The organism is Ensifer sp. M14, assembly GCF_003355565.1.
In the GTDB taxonomy this organism is placed as follows: domain Bacteria; phylum Pseudomonadota; class Alphaproteobacteria; order Rhizobiales; family Rhizobiaceae; genus Ensifer.
Map to the genome: position 1 here is coordinate 4081533 of NZ_QJNR01000004.1, position 15588 is coordinate 4097120.

20 protein-coding genes are annotated in these 15588 nt (G+C 61.4%); 5 read left to right on the top strand and 15 right to left on the bottom strand.

Annotated elements, in window-relative coordinates:
• Positions 1–12: 12 nt before the first annotated feature.
• On the bottom strand, positions 13–651 hold the full coding sequence (locus BLJAPNOD_RS19820; protein WP_115420898.1) for a class I SAM-dependent methyltransferase: 639 nt from the start codon (positions 649–651) through the stop codon (positions 13–15).
• Positions 652–836: 185 nt separating this feature from the next.
• On the opposite strand from BLJAPNOD_RS19820, the gene BLJAPNOD_RS19825 reads away from it, so the two are divergent.
• On the top strand, positions 837–1019 hold the full coding sequence (locus BLJAPNOD_RS19825) for a YegP family protein (protein ID WP_053250386.1): 183 nt from the start codon (positions 837–839) through the stop codon (positions 1017–1019).
• Positions 1020–1149: 130 nt separating this feature from the next.
• On the opposite strand, the gene BLJAPNOD_RS19830 is transcribed toward BLJAPNOD_RS19825, so the two are convergent.
• Positions 1150–2289 carry a fumarylacetoacetate hydrolase family protein gene (locus BLJAPNOD_RS19830; RefSeq protein ID WP_115421385.1) on the bottom strand — a complete coding sequence of 380 codons (1140 nt, stop codon included), beginning with the start codon at positions 2287–2289 and terminating at the stop codon, positions 1150–1152.
• Between the two features lie 255 nt (positions 2290–2544).
• Here BLJAPNOD_RS19830 and BLJAPNOD_RS19835 point away from each other — a divergent pair, with 255 nt between their 5' ends.
• Entirely contained in the window at positions 2545–2928 is a 384-nt protein-coding gene (locus tag BLJAPNOD_RS19835; protein WP_115420899.1) for a hypothetical protein, read from the top strand.
• Between the two features lie 175 nt (positions 2929–3103).
• On the opposite strand, the gene BLJAPNOD_RS19840 is transcribed toward BLJAPNOD_RS19835, so the two are convergent.
• The gene (locus BLJAPNOD_RS19840) at positions 3104–3730 is read right to left on the bottom strand and encodes a TetR/AcrR family transcriptional regulator (protein ID WP_115420900.1); all 627 of its coding nucleotides are present in this window, start codon (positions 3728–3730) and stop codon (positions 3104–3106) included.
• A 97-nt stretch (positions 3731–3827) separates the two neighbouring features.
• On the opposite strand from BLJAPNOD_RS19840, the gene BLJAPNOD_RS19845 reads away from it, so the two are divergent.
• Complete coding sequence (locus BLJAPNOD_RS19845; RefSeq protein WP_115421386.1) at positions 3828–4574, top strand: SDR family oxidoreductase; 747 nt, start codon at positions 3828–3830, stop codon at positions 4572–4574.
• A gap of 75 nt (positions 4575–4649) precedes the next feature.
• Here the strand turns inward: BLJAPNOD_RS19845 and BLJAPNOD_RS19850 are convergent, their stop codons facing one another.
• The 4 genes from BLJAPNOD_RS19850 to BLJAPNOD_RS19870 form a co-directional block, all read right to left on the bottom strand.
• Positions 4650–5903 (bottom strand): FAD-binding oxidoreductase, encoded by a 1254-nt coding sequence (locus BLJAPNOD_RS19850; RefSeq protein WP_077504261.1) that lies wholly within the window; start codon positions 5901–5903, stop codon positions 4650–4652.
• A gap of 60 nt (positions 5904–5963) precedes the next feature.
• Positions 5964–6467 (bottom strand): TIGR00645 family protein, encoded by a 504-nt coding sequence (locus tag BLJAPNOD_RS19855; protein ID WP_115420901.1) that lies wholly within the window; start codon positions 6465–6467, stop codon positions 5964–5966.
• Between the two features lie 165 nt (positions 6468–6632).
• A complete protein-coding gene (locus BLJAPNOD_RS19860) occupies positions 6633–6797 on the bottom strand; it encodes a DUF1328 domain-containing protein (protein ID WP_037105882.1) in 165 nt (54 codons plus the stop codon).
• A gap of 567 nt (positions 6798–7364) precedes the next feature.
• Positions 7365–7688 carry a hypothetical protein gene (locus BLJAPNOD_RS19870; RefSeq protein WP_115420903.1) on the bottom strand — a complete coding sequence of 108 codons (324 nt, stop codon included), beginning with the start codon at positions 7686–7688 and terminating at the stop codon, positions 7365–7367.
• A 526-nt stretch (positions 7689–8214) separates the two neighbouring features.
• Between BLJAPNOD_RS19870 and BLJAPNOD_RS19875 the strand changes: the two genes are divergently transcribed.
• Positions 8215–8463, top strand: coding sequence for a glycine zipper domain-containing protein (locus BLJAPNOD_RS19875; RefSeq protein ID WP_077504264.1), 249 nt, complete (start codon positions 8215–8217; stop codon positions 8461–8463).
• Positions 8464–8524: 61 nt separating this feature from the next.
• On the opposite strand, the gene BLJAPNOD_RS19880 is transcribed toward BLJAPNOD_RS19875, so the two are convergent.
• Positions 8525–8743, bottom strand: coding sequence for a NepR family anti-sigma factor (locus tag BLJAPNOD_RS19880; protein WP_077504265.1), 219 nt, complete (start codon positions 8741–8743; stop codon positions 8525–8527).
• Positions 8744–8908: 165 nt separating this feature from the next.
• Here BLJAPNOD_RS19880 and BLJAPNOD_RS19885 point away from each other — a divergent pair, with 165 nt between their 5' ends.
• A complete protein-coding gene (locus BLJAPNOD_RS19885) occupies positions 8909–9706 on the top strand; it encodes a response regulator (protein ID WP_077504266.1) in 798 nt (265 codons plus the stop codon).
• 18 nt (positions 9707–9724) lie between these two features.
• Here the strand turns inward: BLJAPNOD_RS19885 and BLJAPNOD_RS19890 are convergent, their stop codons facing one another.
• The 7 genes from BLJAPNOD_RS19890 to BLJAPNOD_RS19915 all read right to left on the bottom strand — a co-directional run bounded on the left by BLJAPNOD_RS19890 (position 9725) and on the right by BLJAPNOD_RS19915 (position 15422).
• The gene (locus BLJAPNOD_RS19890; RefSeq protein WP_199565969.1) at positions 9725–10855 is read right to left on the bottom strand and encodes an AI-2E family transporter; all 1131 of its coding nucleotides are present in this window, start codon (positions 10853–10855) and stop codon (positions 9725–9727) included.
• 54 nt (positions 10856–10909) lie between these two features.
• Positions 10910–11080 carry a hypothetical protein gene (locus BLJAPNOD_RS35655; RefSeq protein ID WP_171986904.1) on the bottom strand — a complete coding sequence of 57 codons (171 nt, stop codon included), beginning with the start codon at positions 11078–11080 and terminating at the stop codon, positions 10910–10912.
• A gap of 213 nt (positions 11081–11293) precedes the next feature.
• The gene (locus BLJAPNOD_RS19895; RefSeq protein ID WP_025426006.1) at positions 11294–11641 is read right to left on the bottom strand and encodes a RidA family protein; all 348 of its coding nucleotides are present in this window, start codon (positions 11639–11641) and stop codon (positions 11294–11296) included.
• Between the two features lie 176 nt (positions 11642–11817).
• Positions 11818–12645: a dipeptide ABC transporter ATP-binding protein gene (locus tag BLJAPNOD_RS19900; protein ID WP_115420904.1), complete on the bottom strand. Its 828-nt coding sequence runs from the start codon at positions 12643–12645 to the stop codon at positions 11818–11820.
• The gene (locus tag BLJAPNOD_RS19905) at positions 12642–13496 is read right to left on the bottom strand and encodes an ABC transporter ATP-binding protein (RefSeq protein WP_077504269.1); all 855 of its coding nucleotides are present in this window, start codon (positions 13494–13496) and stop codon (positions 12642–12644) included. The genes BLJAPNOD_RS19900 and BLJAPNOD_RS19905 overlap by 4 nt, the downstream gene beginning before the upstream one ends.
• A 2-nt stretch (positions 13497–13498) precedes the next feature.
• Positions 13499–14407, bottom strand: a complete 909-nt coding sequence (locus BLJAPNOD_RS19910) for an ABC transporter permease subunit (RefSeq protein WP_115420905.1) — start codon at positions 14405–14407, stop codon at positions 13499–13501.
• 10 nt (positions 14408–14417) lie between these two features.
• Positions 14418–15422, bottom strand: coding sequence for an ABC transporter permease subunit (locus BLJAPNOD_RS19915; RefSeq protein WP_077504271.1), 1005 nt, complete (start codon positions 15420–15422; stop codon positions 14418–14420).
• Between the last annotated feature and the right edge of the window lie 166 nt (positions 15423–15588).

Consider the following 15588-nt stretch of genomic DNA (forward strand, 5'->3'; position numbering starts at 1 on the left):
TGGCCCCTCATGTCATCGCTTGCGCGCCACGATATAGGGACGATTGTCGTTGCCCTTGGTTGCGTGACCTTCCGTGGCAACGACGTCGAAGCCCGCAGCACAGACGATCCGGCACAGGTCCACAGCCCGAAAGATGCCGGCATAGGGTGCCTTTCCGAGCGCGCGCATCGCGGGCAGCAGGGCATGCCGGATGAACGGGTTCATATCGCCGACACAGGGTGTTTTGGAGATGAGCAGGCCGTTCTCCCCAAGCAGGGCGCGGATGCAGCCGAGCGTGCCGGGCAGGTCACGTACCAGATGCAGATAGTTGAACCCGATGACGACATCGAACTGCATGTCGGCGGATGACAGCATGTCGGCGGTCGCGGTGCGGAAGCTCAAGCCCAAAACGGAATCGGCGGCGCGTTTTTCCTCGGCAATCGCGATCATTTCGGTCGAAATATCCGTCGCGACATAGCTGTGCACGTATCCCGCAAGCCGGAGCGCGGTCGTTCCGGTGCCGCAGCCAAGCTCCAGGACCCGGTCGCTTGACGTCAACAGAGCGCGGGTTCGCTCCAACGTGCGCTCATATCCAGCCCGGTCGGCAATTTTACCGGCTGCGTAGGCCCGTGACGTCCGGTTCCAGAAGCGGGCATCGGTCTCCGTGCTCATGGTGGGCTCTGCCTTTCCGATGCGAGTTGGGTCGACGCGCGGAAATTTCTCAACCAGCCATGCGCACATCAAGACCATGTGAAGGGGACGTGTCGATTTGAATGAGACCGCCGACATCTTGTCAACGCCGCTTGCAACTGCCACGCTAGTCCTTGCGTGATTCACAGTTACCTATGGGAGGGCACATGGCTCATAAGTTCGAGATCTACAAAGACAAGGCCGGCGAGTACCGGGTTCGCTTCAAGTACAACAGCGAAGTGATGTTTTCGACCGAAGGCTACTCAAGCAAGGCAAGCGCTCAGAACGCCATCGATTCGATCAAGAAGAACGGACCGGACGCACCTGTTGAAGACAACAGCCAGGCCTAAGTCGTACAGCCACACGAAAGGCCCGCCGATGAAGATCGGCGGGCCTTTCGTTGTTTAAGCCGGCCACGTTGCCCGGCACCTGACCAGGACGCTCATTTCAGGCCGCTTGGGCAAGCAGCAAAGGGCGATGCTAAAGCAAGTCGCGCCTGGCGAGGTTGCGCATCAGCGCGGCCGTGCCGAAGGTCCAGGGAGGGCAATCCGTCGACAGGCGCACGGTGTTCGTCAGACTGCCGAGCTCGGCGTTTGAAATCGTCACGACGTCGCCGATCTTGTGGGTAAAACCCTGGCCCTTCTCGTCGCGGTCTTCGACCGGCGCAAACAGGGTGCCCATGAACAGCATCAATCCATCGGGGTATTGATGATGCGGCCCAATGGTCTGGGCAACGAGGTCGAGTGGATCGCGGCTGATCTCCACCATGCTGCTCGTTCCCTTCAGCCGGTAGCCATCGGCGCCCTCGACCAGCAGTTCGAGTTCGGCGCTGCGGACATGATCGATCGTATAGGTCTCGTCGAACAGGCGGATGAAAGGCCCGATGGCGCAGGAGGCGTTGTTATCCTTCGCCTTACCAAGCAGCAGAGCGGACCGGCCCTCGACGTCGCGCAGATTGACATCGTTGCCGAGCGTCGCACCCTTGACTGCACCGTCCGAGGTAACGGCCAGCACGATTTCCGGCTCCGGATTGTTCCAGCGCGAGATCGGGTGCAGACCGACATCCGCCCCTGAGCCAACCGAGGACAACACCTGCGCCTTGGTGAACACCTCCGCATCCGGGCCGATGCCGACCTCCAGATACTGCGACCAGACGCCCTCCTCGATCAGCGCCGCCTTGACGCGGGCAGCTTCGAGCGAACCGGCCTTCAGGTTTCGCAGGCTGTCGCCGATGACGGCGGTGACGCGTCCACGGATCGCCTCGGCGCGAGCGGCATCGCCAGCGGCTCGCTCTTCGATGACACGTTCGATCATCGAGCGCGCAAAGGTGACGCCACAGGCCTTGACGGCCTGGAGATCGCAGGGGGCAAGCAGGCGAACTTTCGAGCCCTCACCCTCCCCCGCGATCAGATCCGTCACCGGCTCAAGCCGTTCACCATCCAGTCGGCGGACATGGGCGACCGGGTCTGGCAGCTCCAACAGATCGCGCATGGTGGGCGCCAGTTTCGAGGTGATGTCGACGATCGCGCCGCCCCTGATGGTCGCGAGCGCCGGACCATCGATATCATTCCGCCAGACGCGCCCGACAAAGGTTCCGCTTCGATATGCCTCAAGCGTCATGATCGCCCCCTTCCCAAAGAGACGACTTTCTTGCAGCGAAAACAGCGGGCTGTAAAGCGCGCGCGATCGGGACGGTTGTACCCGATGGAACATTGCAAGTTTTCGTGCGTTTTTGTTGCAGAGCGCGTCCACTCGAGCATGCCAGGTCTGCAACAACAGTTTGCAGCCGCACAATCCGGTCCCCGGCCTTTGCCGAGGCCGTTCCGGCCAGACAACACCTATGGCCTGAGGACGCCCAGAAAGGATGTAAACGCGATGAATCAACATGAAGAGTTCAAGGAGAAGCCGCTGATCGACCCGGTGACAGGTCAGCCGACACCGCTGCCAAACGATCCTGCGCCGGTCCGCTCCGGGCGGAGCAGCTGGCCGCTCGTCATCATCCTGCTTGCCGGCCTCGTGCTCGCCTTGATCGCCTGGCTCCCGGCGGAACTGTCGCGCGATACGACGGAGACCGCGACGCCACCGGCCACGACGGACCAGTCGACATCTGGCCAGACGGCGACCCCGCCTGCAACGGATACGACGACCACGCCGCCGGCAGACACGACCACCGCGCCCTCAGGCGGAACGATGACCGCTCCGGAAACGACGACGCCGGCAACGGATGGCACGACAACGCAGCCGGCACCCGCGCAGTAACGGTTCTGTCGCCACGCTTTGCCTTCGCCGGAAGCATCCCTTCTGGCGAAGGTCTGCTGTTGCTTCCTTCGAAATGACATGAGGGCTCGCGGCAGGCACATAGGTCGGGTCAGGATGCATGCGGCCTGAAGACCAGCTGGTCGGGCCGACGCCCACGGCGCGTCGACGGACGAAATTACCCTTGAGCCTTCGTCGCTACGCCCGCCACCATTGCGTCCCATCCCGCCGCACAACAGTCGGCAATCGCCATGAGGGTCTGGCGCGACGCCCCGTCGCGGGCGTGAATCGACATTCCGTGCTGGATCGCCGTCACATAGGCGGCTACCGCATCGCAGTCAGTGCCTTCGGGAAGGTCGCCCTCCGCCACGCCACGCTCGAGCCGGCTCTGCAAGGCCACCTGCTTTTCCAGCCGCCGTTCCTTCAGGCCATCGCACACCGCCGGTTCGCCGCCCTCCATCTGCGGGGCCGAAAGCACGACCATGCAGCCACGGGGTTCGTCCCACTGGGTAAAATTCTCGGCCGACCGCTTCAAGAGGTCGTGGACCGCCTCCTTGGCGGTCGGCGCGTTGTCGAGGAACTCCCAGATGCCGGCGCCGTCTGTGCGGCCATAGAGATCGACCGCCTCCAGGAAAAGCTTCGCCTTGCTGCCAAAGGCGGCATAAAGGCTCGGCGGGTTGAGCCCCATCACCCGCGTCAGGTCTGCAAGCGACGTGTTGTCGAATCCCTTGTCCCAGAAGATTTCCATCGCACTTCTCAGCGCTTCTTCGCGCGAAAACGTGCGGGGTCGGCCGCGGCTGGACATCGCTGGAACTCCTTTTTGTATCGATCAATACATAAATAACTTGACAGACCCATGCAAGCCATCATCTTTATATGTATCGATCACTACATATATGGAGTTGGATGTGTCGAGTTTGAACAGCAAGGTCGCTTTGGTAACGGGTGGCGGACGTGGCATTGGGGCGGCGATCGCCAGGCGGCTGGCAAGCGAGGGCGCCGTTGTCGCGATCACCTATGGTCAGTCGCAGGCAAAGGCCAACGCGCTGGTTGGCGAGATCGAACAAGCCGGTGGCAAGGCGCTCGCCATTCGCGCCGACAACCGCGATGCAAATGCGGTGGACGCCGCCGTCAAGACGGTGGTCGAACGGCACGGCCGGATCGACATTCTCGTCAACAATGCCGGCATTTACGAAGAGGCCGCCATCACCGACGTGACCGCCGAGGATTTCGACCGCACGGTGGACATCAACGTGAAGGCGGTGGTGCTGGCCACGAGCGCTGCGGCCAAACACATGCCGGATGGCGGGCGCATCATTTCGGTCGGCAGCAATCTGGCCCAGCGCGTCCCCTTTCCAGGCATCAGCCTTTATGCGCTCAGCAAATCGGCGCTCGTCGGCTTTACCAAGGCGGTCGCGCGCGACCTCGGGCCGAAAGGCATCACCGTCAATATCGTCCATCCCGGCTCGACCAATACCGACATGAACCCGCAAGATGGCGCGCATGCGGATCCGCAACGCGGCCTGATGGCAATCCCCCGCTTCAACGATGCGAACGAAGTGGCGGCTCTCGTCGCCTGGCTCGCCGGACCTGACGCGCGGGGCGTGACCGGCGCCGAATTCACCATCGACGGCGGCACCAACGCCTGACATCTGCGTGCGCTGATCCAACACGAAAGAGGCCGGAAGCAGTGCTTCCGGCCTCTTTCGACAATCGGATAACGATCAGGAGAAGAAACGTCCGGGGCGGTAGGGAGTGATGTCGATCACCGTCTTTTCGCCGGTCATCGCTTCGGCGAGTGCGCGGCCGGTGACAGGCCCGAGCGTCATGCCGTGATGGGCATGCCCGAAGGCGAACCACAGGCCCTGATGCCGCGGCGCCTTGCCGATGATCGGCATCATGTCGGGCGTGCAGGGGCGAGAGCCCATCCACGGCTCCTCGTCGCGGCGCTCCGCCAGCGGGAAGAATTCACGCGCCACGCGCTCGGCGCGGGTCAGCTGCACCGGCGTCTTCGGTGCGTCGCGCCAGGCAAATTCGGCGCCGGTCGTCAGGCGGATGCCGCGTTGCATCGGCGCCAGGAAATAACCCTTCTCCGCATCCAGGACCCAATTGTTGAGCTGCGCGCCCTCCCGCATGCCGTAATGCATGTGATAGCCGCGCTTGACGGCGAGCGGGAAGTGGTAGCCGAGCTTGCGCGTGACGGTGTCGGCCCACGGACCGAGCGCGACGACCACCTCGCCCGCCTCGAGCGGGCCTTCAGGCGTCGCCACTCGCCAGCCCGGACCTTCCAGAACGTGCTCGGCCGTCGCCGCGTCACCGGAGACCAGACGACCGCCGAGTGACTGGAAATAGGCGAGATAGGCCATATTGAGGCTGTGCGGATCGCGGATCGACCAGGGATCGCTCCAGCGCAGGCCGCCGACGAGATCGGCCTTAATCGAAGGCTCGATCGTCTTCAACTCGCTGGTCGACAGCTTCTGGTGATTGACGCCGAAACCGGCAGACAGCCTCTCGGCATCCTTGTAGGCGGCGTCGCGCGCCTTCTCGGTGCGAAAGACCTTCATCCAGCCGTCCTTGCGGATCAGGTCGCCGGCGCCCGACGCGTTGATGAGATCCTCATGCTCGCCAATCGAGTGTTCGATCAGCGGCGCATACATGTCGGCGATGCGCTGATGCTGGGTGAAACCGGAATGCCACCAGTAGCGCGCCAGGAACGGCACCAGCCCCGGCAGAGCGCGAATGTGGTAATGTGCGTCGATGGTGTTGTTGAGCGCGTAGCGGAACAGCGCCCCGAAATCATGCGGGAAACCGTAGGGAAACACACCCTCGCGCTGAATAAGGCCGGCATTTCCGTAGGAGGTCTCTTCGCCTGCACCGCGCCGGTCGAGCAGCACCACCGACTTGCCGCGCCGCGCCAGATGGATGGCGGTCGATAGGCCGACGATGCCGGCGCCGAGAACCACTACGTCAGTCTTCATATCCCGCTGCCCCGCTTCTCGTTCAAGACCAGCTGCGGCGCGATTGCCGCCCGGCCGAAGCTACTTCTTTTTCAGTCCAACCATGATGCGCTCGAGGTAGCCGAGCAGAACCGCCGAAACCACGAAGGCGAGATGCATGATCGTCGCCCACATCAGCTGCTGGTCAGTATATTGCTGCGTATTGAGGAAAATCTGCAGAAGATGGATCGACGAGATCGCGACAATCGACGAGGCAACCTTGATCTTCAGACTGCCGGCATCGAGTTTGCCGAGGAAGGAAACCTCGGCGTCGCCCTCGTCGAAGCGGCTGACGAAGTTCTCGTATCCCGAGATCATCACCATGACGATCAGGCTTGCCACCAGCGCGGCATCGATCAGCCCGAGCATCGCCAGGATCATCTGGGCATCGTCGTAGACGAAGACCATGCCGGCAATCTTCGCGAGCTTGTACATGAACGAGATTCCGTAGAGTCCCAACGCTGCAACGAGCCCGAGATAGAAGATGACCAGCAGCCAGCGACTGGACAGGATGATCCGCTCTACGAGGAGCTCCAGCGATTTCATGGTGTTCGCCTTCCTTTGGTGCGCGTCAGATCCGTTTCGGCATGAATAGCCAAGCACATCTGTGAGGGCAAGGGACGTCGCGGACGGTGACCGAACATGCGAAAGGGACGAAGCCTTTCGACATTCGTCCCTTTCGCATGTTCGAAGCGGGGATCGCCTCCTGGATCAGGTCCTACGCATCAGACCTGCGACCAGCGAGATCACCAGGAAAGCGAGGAACAGGAAGAACAGGATCTGCGCGATACCTGCAGAGGCGCCAGCAATACCGCCAAAACCAAGTACACCGGCGATAATGGCCACCACCAGAAAGACGAGAGCGTAGTAAAGCATAGGATATCTCCTTGTGTGCGTCGCTGGAAAAGAAACGTCATGATCCGCGATTTTGTTCCGACGCATCCGTCAAGAAGGGGAAAATCTTCGCCCCTACCAAAAGAAGATCGAAACGATCCATTAACCACGATCATCAAATCAGTTTCGAAATGGCACAGCCGAGACGAATTCCGCCAGGAACCTTAGAGATAGTCCTACGTTGTTCCCTCAAGGAATAAAGCAGGTTCGACATGAAGATGCCAATGTCACATATCTGGAAGTCCGCCGCCGAAACGGCACGCCGAAACGCTGAACGGCCGGACAGTAATCTTCACATCGGTAGAACGATGCGTGATCTCTACGCACACAACGCAGACAAACCGAGCAGAAACTTGGACAGTCTTCTTGAAAAGCTGAAAAAGACCGAGCCCAAGTCGAAGAGATAGTTACCGCGCACTGCTCTCTTGCAAAGACCACAAAAACAAACGCCGCTGCGCTTGATCACCGCAGCGGCGTTTGTTTTTCGTTCTGCATGACTGTGAAACTCTCTTGCCAGCGGCGCGGTCGTCGCACGTCTCGATGGCAAGTTCAGTTGCGGAGTTTGGGGTTCTCGTCCGTGCGGGCGGCAACAGCGTAGGTGCCGTCGTCGGCGATCACCTTGACTTCGAGCTGGCGCGATGGCGTGATCCGCCACTCGATCGTCGCATCCTCGACGAACAGTGCCGGATCGACTTCGGCGCATTTGCCATAGGCGCTCTTGAACGCCTTCCCGACCTCTTCGATCGATGGCGAAAGCAATTCATGACATTCTTCGACGGTTTCGAAACCGACGACCGGCGTCGGGACCTCACGGCAGGCGGCATCGCCCTGCATGCAGCCGACGAGGACCATGATGGCAGCGATATGTTCCATACGCATGCTCCTTCCCTCAAAAACTTCATAAGCAAACGATCATGGACCGCGACAGGTTCCATCGTGCAGGCTGAATTTTCGTCGGCGCTTTCGTCCGCCCGTGCGTTCGCCGCGGCATTTCACGTCGGCATGATGGATGGCAGGCTGAGTGTTGTGGGGCGAAACAGGGCGTCTGCTCGTCGGCGGGCAATTGCCTAGCGCCGGATCGACGGCAAGTTCCAAGAAGAAATCTCCCAATGGAACAAATAGACGTGAACGTCGTTTCCTGAGCAATAACAAGCGCTGCACCCGCGGCGATACCACACAGGGAGACATTGATGAGCGGTGCATTCCCGCCCGTTGCGAGCAATGCAAAGGTGGCTACGATCGTCGTGAGGCCCTGGTCAGGGCTGGTGTCGACAACGCACGCGCGCAGTGGCGGGCGGCCTCATTGTCGTCATTCTGTTCGTCCTCATTCCCCGCAACCGGTTTATGCCGAATGCATCCTTCAATGTTCAACGAACCAAACCTCGGATAGGAACGCGTCATGAAGAAGATACTTATCGTAGCAAGCCTGATCCTGCCCCTCGCGGCCTGCACGCAAACGGAGAAGGGTACGGCGATCGGCGCGACCGGCGGTGCGATCATCGGCGGTGCCGCCACCGGCGATGTCAGAGGCGCTGCAGTGGGTGCCGCCATCGGGGGTGTCGCCGGCGCGCTGATCGGCAATGCCAATGAGCCTGGGCGGTGCATCTATCGCGACCGCTACGGCCGCCGCTACGAAGCCGCCTGCTAAGGCGAAAACGTCTCGCGAGAGCAACGGAAACGGGCTTCGGCCCGTTTCTCATGTCTTGGCCTCATGCTTTTGTCGGAAGCTTATCGTTGGCCCGCGCGTGCGCCTCGGCATCATCCAACTTTTGCAAAAGGTCGATGAAGATGTCGGGTACCGGTTCCTGTTCGATAGCCCGGTAGAGCGCCTTCAGTTTCGAGCCGATCAAGCCGTTCGGATCTAAACCACTTCCAGCCTTCGCCGTTCGGCCCTCCTCAGCACTGCGTTCGTCCACAGGGTCTTCCATCCGACATATCCCAAAGTCGCAAGGCGCTCGAAACACCTCGAGCGCGCATCGCTGTTGCCAGCTTCCCATAGGCCGAAAAACGTGTTCAAAACATTCACGTCTCTCGCGGGATGTTCATTGTCCTCAGAAAACAAGCGAATCACATCAGACCCAAGGAAGTACTTGATGTCACTTTCGACCCGTATTGCGCCACACCTTCCCTTTCTGCGCCGTTACTCCCGCGCCGTCACCGGCTCGCAGGCCGCCGGCGACGGTTATGTGGCTGCAGTTCTGGAAGCGCTGATCGAAGACATCAGCCTTTTTCCGGAGGGGTCCAACGACCGGATCTCCCTCTACAAGCTGTTCTGCTCGCTGTTCGAGAAAGTCTCCATCGACCGGACCGGGAACGTCTCTCCCTTTGCCTGGGAACAGCAGGCCGCTGCCAATCTTTCGCTGATCGCGCCCGCAGCGCGCCAGGCCTTTCTGCTCGTCTCGGTCGAGGGATTCTCAATTGCCGATGCCGCCGAGATCATGGGACAGAGCCAGGCGGCGTTTTCCAAGCTGCTGACGGTTGCTTCGGAAGACATATCGCGCCAGGTGGCAACCGAAGTTCTGATCATCGAAGACGAGCCGCTGATCGCACTTGATATTGAGGACATGGTGACGAGCCTCGGCCATCGCGTGACCGGCATCGCCCGCACGCACAAGGAAGCGCTGGATCTCTATCACAAGACAGCACCGAAGATGGTTCTGGCCGACATCCAGCTCGCCGACGGCAGCTCGGGCATCGACGCCGTCAACGAGATCCTGAAGGATGCGGCAGTGCCGGTGATCTTCATCACCGCCTTCCCGGAGCGCCTGCTGACCGGCAAGCGACCAGAGCCGGCCTTCCTGGTGACCAAGCCTTTCAATCCCGACATGGTCAAGGCGCTGATCAGCCAGGCGCTGTTCTTCGACGAGCACGCCCGCTCGACACGCGGATAAGCACATCCACCACAGGCACTACGCCGGCAGCTGCCGTTCGGGCGGCTGCTCGCGCACCTCCTCTAAAATCGTCATGGCGATCAGCGACAAGGGCAGCGCCAGCATGGCGCCGACCGCGCCCCACATCCATGTCCAGAAGATGATGGCGACGAAGACGAGGAACGGGTTGACCTCGAGCCTGTTGCCCAGGATCGAGGGTATCACCAGGTTTTCCATGACGAGATGCACCACGAAGAACGTGGCAGCCGGCGCCAGCGCCAGCAGAATGGCGTCATGCGTCATCAGCCCGCCGACCAGCAGCGCCAGCGTCATCATTGTCACGCCGAGGTAAGGAATGAAGCTGGAGACGAAGGCAAACAGCCCCCAGAGCGGCGGCATGGCCAAGCCGCCGACCAGCGCGATGATCATGGTGACGACACCGAGGGCCAGATAGATCAAGCTCGCGATCGAAAAATATTGTGCCAGCGCGGTTTCGATCGCGTTCATGATCCGGATCGTGCTCAGGCGTCTTTCTCGGCTGGTAAAGGCAAGAATGATGGTTTTGCGAAGATGCAGGCGCCCCAGCAGGAACAGCCCGAGTGCTGCCAGAAAAATCAATGTCTGGACCAAAGCGGGCGTCAGCCCGCCGGCGACGGCACCGAGCACAGGGGCGGCATTTTTCATGACGGTATCAGCGAGTGCGTCGCTGCCGGTGCCTTTCGCCACGGCGACGCGCAACCATTCGAAACGCTCGATGAACGGCAGCACGCGCACGACCACCCCTTCCGCCAGGGTCGGCGCTTTTTGCGCCAGGTCCGTGATCGGTCCGAGCAGGACGCTGACCACCGATGCAAGACCAAGCACGAAGACGAGCGCCAGCAGCAGCCCGCCGATGATCGGCGGCAGGCCGAACTTTGACAGGCTATCGGCCGCGCGCCCGAGCACGATGCCAACGACGACGGCCAGCGTGATCGGCATCAGAATCGTTTCCATCGAGTAGACGGCGGCCGACCCGGCAATCACGAACAGGCCGATGATGCTCCAGGCCACCATCAAATCGATGCCGTCCCGCTTCGGCTCAGCGGGCAAGGCCGCTTCGGCGGTGGCCGTTTCCTCCTCGGCGATGCGTTTCAGCTTGTAGTAAGCAGCCGTGTGGCCGGATGTATCCAATGCCGTCCCTCGTCTCTTTTTGTCACGCGGACACCTGTCGGCGTACCTCGTCGTTCAGTGTCGTTCAGGTGGGAACACGTGCAAGGTCAGGGACAAAAGCCCGAGGCCGAGAACGATGACGAGCAGCGTGTGCGCTACACCGGTGGCGGTGTCCGGGACGAAGCCGAAACCAATCAATAGACCTGCGAAAGCAAGCACGCAGATCCGCGGCAGCCAGTAGAGCATCGAACGCCCTCCCATGTTTTTGTGGAACCGAAGGTAAACGTGCGGACTGGCGAATGGTTCCTGCGCGGCGGGGGAATGCGGGGCAGGTCCGGCAAAAGAAAACGCCGCCGTGCGCAGGGCACGGCGGCGGAGATGCAGTGTGGCGCCAAGCCCGCTCGGCTTTGGCACGCGACTGAAAGCGCGTCGCAATCTTTCAGATGCGATTGCTGTGCTTTAGGCGGCGGCTGCGACGACGATGACTTCGACGAGGTATTCCGGGGTTGCGAGCTTTGCTTCGCCGGTTGCGCGTGCCGGGGTGTTGCCCTGCGGTGCCCAGGCATCCCAGACCGAGTTCATCTTCGGGAAGTCAGCCATGTCGGCGAGCCAGATGGTGGCCGAGAGGATGCGGGTCTTGTCGGTGCCGGCGAGCGCCAGAAGACGGTCGACTTCGGCAAGCGCCTGCTTCGTCTGGGTCACGACATCGTCACCGGCATTGCCGACCTGGCCGGCGAGGTAGACGGTGTTGTTGTAAACCACGGCCTGGCTCATCCGGGGGCCGGTTTCGAAACGCTTGATTTCCATGATCGTGTTCCTGAAGTTGGGCCGAACGCTGAATGGTCGGCCGAAAAGCGGCTGCCCGCCGCCGGAAGGCGAGAAGTGAATGGCGGCGCGAAAGCTCTACACCATCGGCCCGGCAAGGCCAAGAAGCCGGGGAGTTCTTTCCCCGGCCTCGCTTTTGTCAGGCGCCGCCCAGAGGCTTACGCCGCCTGTTTCTTGGCAAGCCTTGCCTTGATGCTGGCAACGTCGGCGCGCGGCGTCGCAGCAAACAGCGTCTTGGTGTAGCTATGCTTCGGATCGGCGAAGACTTCGTCGCGGCTGCCGTATTCGACCGCCTCGCCGAAATACATCACCATCACGTCGTCGGCGATGTAGCGCACCACCGAGAGGTCGTGGCTGATGAAGACATAGGTCAGCTGGAACTCGTCCTGCAGGTCCGCGAGCAGGTTCAACACCTGCGCCTGAACCGACAGGTCGAGCGCCGAGACCGGCTCGTCCAGCACCAGAAGCTTGGGGTTGAGCATCAGCGCGCGCGCAATGGCGATACGCTGGCGCTGGCCGCCCGAGAACATGTGCGGGTAGCGGTTGTAGTGCCGCTCGTCGAGGCCGACCTTCTTCAGCATCGCCATCGCCCGCTCGCGGCGTTCGTCAGCGGGTGTTTTGGTGTTGATGATCAGCGGTTCGGTCAGGATGTCGCCGATCTTCTGGCGCGGGTTGAGCGAGCCATAGGGGTTCTGGAAGACGATTTGCACCTTGCGGCGCATCTCCGGCGTCAGGTCGCCCTTGGTGATGTCGATCTTGTTGCCATCGATCAGCAGATCGCCCGACGTCGCCGGGTCGATCAGCGTCAGGATGCGGCCAAGCGTCGACTTGCCACAGCCGCTTTCGCCGACGATCGCCAGCGTCTTGCCCTGCTCGACCGAGAAACTCACGCCCTTGAGCGCATGCACGGTCTTGGCCTTTTTCATCAGGCCGCCGGGGATATGATAGTCGCGCACCAGGTTGCGCGCTTCGAGAACAACGGTCATCGCGCGGCTCCTTGCAGGCTCGGGTCATCGACAAAAAGCTCGGAGATGGTCGGCAGCCGATCGCCGGTCGCATTGTCCGGCAAGGCTGCCAGAAGCGCGCGCGTGTAGTTGCTCTTCGGCGATTCGAACAGCGAGAGCACGTCGGCCTCTTCCATCTTGCGACCCTTGTATTGCACGACGACGCGATCGGCAGTCTCGGCGACCACGCCCATATTGTGCGTGATCATGATCAGGCCCATGCCATGCTCGGCCTGGAGCCGCATCAGGAGGTCGAGGATCTGCTTCTGGATCGTCACGTCGAGCGCGGTCGTCGGCTCGTCGGCGATCAGGAGCTTCGGGTTGCAGGCAATGGCGATCGCGATCATCACGCGCTGGCACTGACCGCCCGACATCTGATGAGGATAGTGCCCAAGCCGTTCGGCCGGATCGGGAATGCCGACCGCCTCGAACAATTCAATGGCGCGCTTGCGTCGCTGAGCCTTGTCGAGACCGAGGTGGATGCGCAGCACTTCCTCGATCTGGAAGCCGACCGTGAAGCACGGATTGAGGCTTGCGACCGGCTCCTGGAAGATCATCGAGATATCCTTGCCGATGATCTTCTTGCGCTCGGCCGACGACATGCCGAGCAGGTCGCGACCGTTGAACGTCAACTTGTCGGCCGTGACCTTCGCCGTCCACGGCAGGAGGCCCATGGCCGCCAGCATCGACACGGACTTGCCCGAGCCGGATTCACCGACGATCGCCAGCACTTCCTTTTCATGAACCTTCATCGACACGCCGTCGACGGCGCGGAAGGGACCGGTGGCCGTCTGGAATTCGACGACCAGGTTTTCGATTTCGAGAAGCGCCATGATCAGGACCTCTTCAGCTTGGGATCGAGAGCATCGCGCAGGCCGTCACCCATCAGGTTGATCGCCAGCACCGTGATCAGGATTGCGACGCCCGGAAGCGTCACCACCCACCACTTGCTCTGGATGAACTCACGCGCTTCGGCGAGCATCGTGCCCCATTCCGGTGTCGGAGGCTGGGCACCCATGCCGAGGAAGCCGAGGGCGGCGGCATCGAGGATGGCGCTCGAGAACGACAGCGTCGCCTGGACGATCAAAGGCGCCATGCAGTTCGGCAGGATCGTCTTGAACATCAGGCGACCGTGGCCGGCACCTGCGACCTTCGCAGCAATGACATAGTCGCGGTTCTTTTCGCTCATGACTGCAGCACGTGTCAGGCGGACGAAGTGCGGCTGGAACACCAGCGCGATGGCGATCATCGCATTGGTGAGCCCCGGCCCGAGAACGGCGACCAGCACGAGGGCGAGCAGCAGAGACGGGAAGGCCAGGATGATGTCCATCACGCGCATGATGACGGTATCGACCCAACCGCGGAAGTAGCCCGCGATCACGCCGACGAAGATACCGCCGACCAGCGAGAGCGTCGTGACGATGACGCCGACGAACAGCGAGAACTGTGTGCCGTAGATCAGGCGCGAGAGCATGTCGCGACCGACCGCATCGGTGCCTAGCAGGAATTCGGCACGGCCGCCTTCCTGCCAGACCGGCGGGATCAGCACCGCATCGCGGTATTGGGCCGTAGGGTCATGCGGGGCGATGATCGGAGCGAAGATCGCGAGCAGGACGAGGAAGACGAAGAACACGAGGCCGATGACGGCACCGCGGTTCTCGGAGAAATAATACCAGAATTCGGCCAGTCGCGCCCGGCGGGACGGATCTGTCGAAACGGCGCTCGTTGCAGCAGCTTGAGACATATCGCCCTCCTTAGTGCCGGATACGGGGGTTGATGAGACCGTAGAGCAGGTCCACCGCCAGGTTCACCAGCATGATGATGCCGGCGATGACCAGGAGACCGCCCTGAATGACGGCATAGTCGCGCCTGAAGACGGAATCGACCATCCACTTGCCGATGCCCGGCCAGGAGAAGATCGTCTCGGTCAGGATCGCGCCGGCGAGCATGACGCCCACCTGAAGGCCGATCGTCGTGATGACCGGGATCATCGCGTTTCGAAGCGCGTGGACGCCGACGACACGGAAGGTCGAAAGGCCCTTGGCACGTGCCGTGCGCACGTAATCTTCCGAAAGCACTTCAAGCATCGCCGACCGGGTCTGGCGCGCAATCACGGCCAGCGGAATGGTGCCAAGCACGATGGTCGGCAGGATGAGATGGCTCACCGCAGACTTGAAGGCGCCCGCCTGCCCCGACAATAGCGAGTCGATCAGCATGAAGCCCGTAACCGGCGGGAAGAAGTACATCAGCGAGATGCGCCCCGAAACCGGCGTCCACTGCAGGATGCCCGAGACCAGCATGATCAAGAGCAGGCCCCACCAGAAGATCGGCATGGAGAACCCGACAAGTGCGGTGCCCATGATCGTCTGGTCGACGAAGGAGCCGCGCTTGATCGCCGCGATGACGCCGGCGGGAATGCCGAGCACGATCGCAAAGATGATCGCGCAGAGCGAAAGCTCCAGCGTCGCCGGGAACAGTTCGAAGAACTGGTCGATCACCGGCTTCTTCGTCACGATCGACGTGCCGAAATCACCCTGGAGCACACCCCAGAGATAATCGAAGTACTGGATCACGATCGGCCGGTCGAAACCGAGCGCGTGTGAAATTTCCGCATGCCGCTCCGGCGACATGACACGCTCGCCCGAAAGCAGGGCGACAGGATCGCCCGGAAGCATGCGAATGAAGGAGAAGGCAATGATGGAGACCCCGATGAAAGTCGGGATCAGGACCGCCAAACGCCCCAAGAGAAATCGAAACATGTTTTACCCCGCGCCACGTTGCCGCGCCGTTGTATCCCGGCGCTGGCATCTCTGCATGTTTTCTTGAACCCTTCGGATTTGAGGGCAAAAACAGGCAGCAACTCAAAGTGCCTACAGCGAACTTCACGCATCTGACAAGACACGCGGCGCTGCAGTAGATGCAAAG